General features: G+C 65.4%; 5 protein-coding genes. All 5 read left to right on the forward strand.

What is annotated here, in order from left to right; genetic code table 11:
• On the forward strand, nucleotides 1-1,180 hold a 1,180-nt coding region (locus CJ197_RS15020; protein ID WP_158239305.1), incomplete at its 5' end, for a hypothetical protein.
• Between the two features lie 10 nt (nucleotides 1,181-1,190).
• On the forward strand, nucleotides 1,191-1,331 hold the full coding sequence (locus CJ197_RS15025) for a hypothetical protein (RefSeq protein ID WP_158239306.1): 141 nt from the start codon (nucleotides 1,191-1,193) through the stop codon (nucleotides 1,329-1,331).
• A gap of 69 nt (nucleotides 1,332-1,400) precedes the next feature.
• Nucleotides 1,401-1,535 carry a hypothetical protein gene (locus tag CJ197_RS15730; RefSeq protein ID WP_255407858.1) on the forward strand — a complete coding sequence of 45 codons (135 nt, stop codon included), beginning with the start codon at nucleotides 1,401-1,403 and terminating at the stop codon, nucleotides 1,533-1,535.
• On the forward strand, nucleotides 1,532-2,662 hold the full coding sequence (locus CJ197_RS00010; protein ID WP_102234740.1) for a peptidoglycan-binding protein: 1,131 nt from the start codon (nucleotides 1,532-1,534) through the stop codon (nucleotides 2,660-2,662). Before CJ197_RS15730 ends, CJ197_RS00010 begins: the two co-directional genes overlap by 4 nt.
• Before the next feature lie 72 nt (nucleotides 2,663-2,734).
• Nucleotides 2,735-3,106, forward strand: a complete 372-nt coding sequence (locus CJ197_RS00015) for a hypothetical protein (protein ID WP_102234741.1) — start codon at nucleotides 2,735-2,737, stop codon at nucleotides 3,104-3,106.
• The last annotated feature ends 117 nt before the right edge of the window (nucleotides 3,107-3,223 follow it).

The raw sequence follows: 3,223 nt of genomic DNA on the forward strand, positions 1-3,223 counted from the left end.
CCCTCATGCCACAATCAGCTCGCGCACACCGGCAACGACGCCGGACACCGCCGCTCAGCAGCACCATGAAAGATCGAGGCTGATCGGCCAGACGGTTGTGGACGATATCAACGTCCAGGGCAAGCTGGTCGGCAAAGATGGTGTGTTCACGGGGACGGTGGATTTCGAGAACGTGAACGTGACGGGCGATCTGCTGGCCTCGAAGATTTCGGGCGAGCATCTTTACGGCACCGTTGTCGAGGGCGGGAAGATCGTCACCTCCGATAGGGGTGCCGGGCAGGTCATGCTGTCGGACGATGGCTATGTCGATCCGGGCAACCGCGAGACCCACTCCGGCATTAGAGTCACCCCGCGCGACATGAGCGGATTAGTATCGCCGCCCGGCTTGGGACCCACCCCAAACGGTCTCGTTATTACCGGCGGGCGCAGCTCGTCAGGAGGCCGGGCGTTCTCGATCTACTCCCCGGTCGCGGTGTCGATGACCTACCAGAAGGACGGTCGGCGTTCCGACGTTATCGCCTGGGAAGATACCGCGGCGATCTCCGCCAACCCCGGAGGTGGTGCTCTGGGGCAGATTATGGCCAACCCCAACTCGGCTCACGTCAAGGCGCTTGCGGCGGACGGCTCCTCTGGGGCCGTTGTCGTGAACAACAGTAGTGCCACCGTTGAGACTCGCGCCCCGGGGGGCGGCTTTATGTCGCTGATTCGCTCGAATGGCCGTGAGGCGTACCTGCGGTCCGAGGGGTCTGACGGGCGCGGGCGCGTCCTGTCTGTGGACTCGGGTGGCGTCTGGGTAAAAGTGAAGAGGGATGATGGCTCTGGGTACTGGGATCACTACAACCTGAATCCGCAGCAGGATCCGAACCCATTCTCCGTACCCTCGGGGTGGGTGGTGGACGGCTCTAATGATCCGCAGTACACGATCACGCTGGGCGTGTGCCACTGGGACGGGGTGCTGAAGCACACCGGCACCCTTTCTGCCGGATGGACGACCATCGGCTACGCCCCCACGAAGGCTCGCCCGTCGAAGGGAGACCAGCTTCGGGCGCTCCCGACCTCTAGCGGGAGGACCGTACTCGGCAAGATCCACGCCTCCAGCGGGAAAATCGAGGTCTGGATAGATCAATCCGCGAAGGGCATCTACATGCACCTCTCGCCCTTCTCCTACCTCGTCAACTGACAGGAGCAGCATGAACATCACCATCGACGACATTATCGCCCGCTACAACGCCGAGATTGCCGCGTTGACGCAGCGAGCCGTCCTCGCTGAGGCGCAGCGTGACGCATACAAGGCCCAGCTTGACGAGCAGGAAGAACCGTCCGGCGACTAGCCCTCACACACCCTAAGCCCCCTCACCTTGATTGTGGGGGCTTTTTCTATGCCCAAAAGGAGGCACCCCATGACCGAAGGCCAGCAGACCCACGACGACATCCCCGAGATCCCCGAGGGGGTCACTCTCCCGGACTCGTCTGGCTCTCTGATCCCTGACGTGGAGGACCCGGAGCCGGTCGACCACGAGGAGGACGACGAGTGACTGCATCACCCCAGGCACGCATCCTGCGCCGCGCAGCCGGAGAAATCGGCTACAGCCGGTGGACCGATCCGAAGCGGGGCACGAAGTACGCGCGCGAGACCCAGCCCGCGCTCTGGCCGCGAGACACGTGGCTCCTGGCGAACGGCATCAGCTACTGCGACATCTTCGTGACCTGGTGCTTCTGGAAGGAGGGGCTGCTGGACATCCTCCCCGCCGGGGCGTCCTACAACACGGACTACCGCGCCTCGAAGGGTGGCCGCGTGCCGAAGCCGCCCCGACCCGGTGACGTGCTGGTGTTCGACTGGAACTGGCGCACCGCGTCCACGAATCACGTGGGCATCTGCGAGCGAGTGCTCCCCTCCGGGAACTACCAGACCATCGAGGGGAACACCTCGCCGGGAAGCGCCGGGTCGCAGGGGAACGGCGGTGGAGTGCACCGGCGCGTGCGCCGTCCGTCGCAGGTTCGCTACGTGATCCGGCCCCGCTGGGGTCGCAGCTCCACATCGGCGGCTGCTGCGAAGGTGTCCGGCCCGCGATTCGCGGACGTGGACGAGACGCAGCGGCGACTCAAGGCCCTGGGCTATAACTCCGGTCCGGTCGACGGGAAATACGGCCCCCGCACGGCGGCTGCAACTAAGGCCGCGCAGCAGGACTTCGGCATCACCCCGGTGGACGGAAAGCCCGGCCCCGCCACACGAAAGGAACTGAAGGGAATCATGGCCAAGATTGACGACATCGCACGAGACATCCGCACCATCAAGCGCAGCATCGAACCCGGCGTCAAGGGCAAGCGCACCGACGGTGAACTCGTCTCCGCGCTCCGGCGATTCCGAAACGACCTACCCGACATGATCCTTGACGCGCCTGTTGCGCTAGAGGGGAAGTGGAAGGGACAGCAGTCGACGCTGCGCCGGATGCGGGCCTGGTACGCCGAGGACCTGCGGCAGATCAAGGCCGGGATCGCCACGTCCCGTGCTGCGGTGCTGGAGGCGGTGCAGGAAACCGGCCGTGCGCAGGGCCTCACCGATGAGCAGGTGCAGGCAATCGCTACCGCGGCGGCGGAGGCATCAGCGCGAGTGAGCGCCGAGGATGTGGCGGAGCAGCTCGACATCACCGTCAAGGGGTGATCGGCGATGCTTAGCTCACCGTATCCGGTCCCGCCGAGCCCGCTATGGACTGTGGCGCGGGCCGCAGCGTACATGCTGCTCGCCGCTGCGGGTGCTGTCGTCATCATCAACCCGCCCACCTCCTACTCGCACACGGGCGCGCTGCTGACGTTCGTGTGGGGTGGGGCGTGCGCCCTTTCTGGGGTGGCGATGGCCGCCGGGGTGTTGCTTCGCCGCTACCGGTGGGAGTGGCTGCCCGGATGGATTGCCGCCATGGGCCTGTCGGTTTACTCCGTCCTGTCCTGGGAGGCGGTGGCGCGGGACGGTCTTGGGCACGCGCCCCGTGCCCTCATCATCACCGCGCTCGTCGGGCTGATTCTCTCGCGCTGCATCCAGCTGTCCCTGATCGACATGTCGGCCAGGCGGGTCGTGGAAATGCGAGAGGCAGTGAGGGATGACGAATGAGAACGCCATGATCGCAGCCGTGCTCGCGTTCCTCACCGGGGGTGGGCTCTCCCAGCTGATCCAGGCAATCGGATCACACCGTAAGGGTGTGCGGGAGGTAGACGTCGCGCATGACGA

Source organism: Brachybacterium sp. UMB0905 (assembly GCF_002871795.1).
Lineage (GTDB): Bacteria > Actinomycetota > Actinomycetes > Actinomycetales > Dermabacteraceae > Brachybacterium.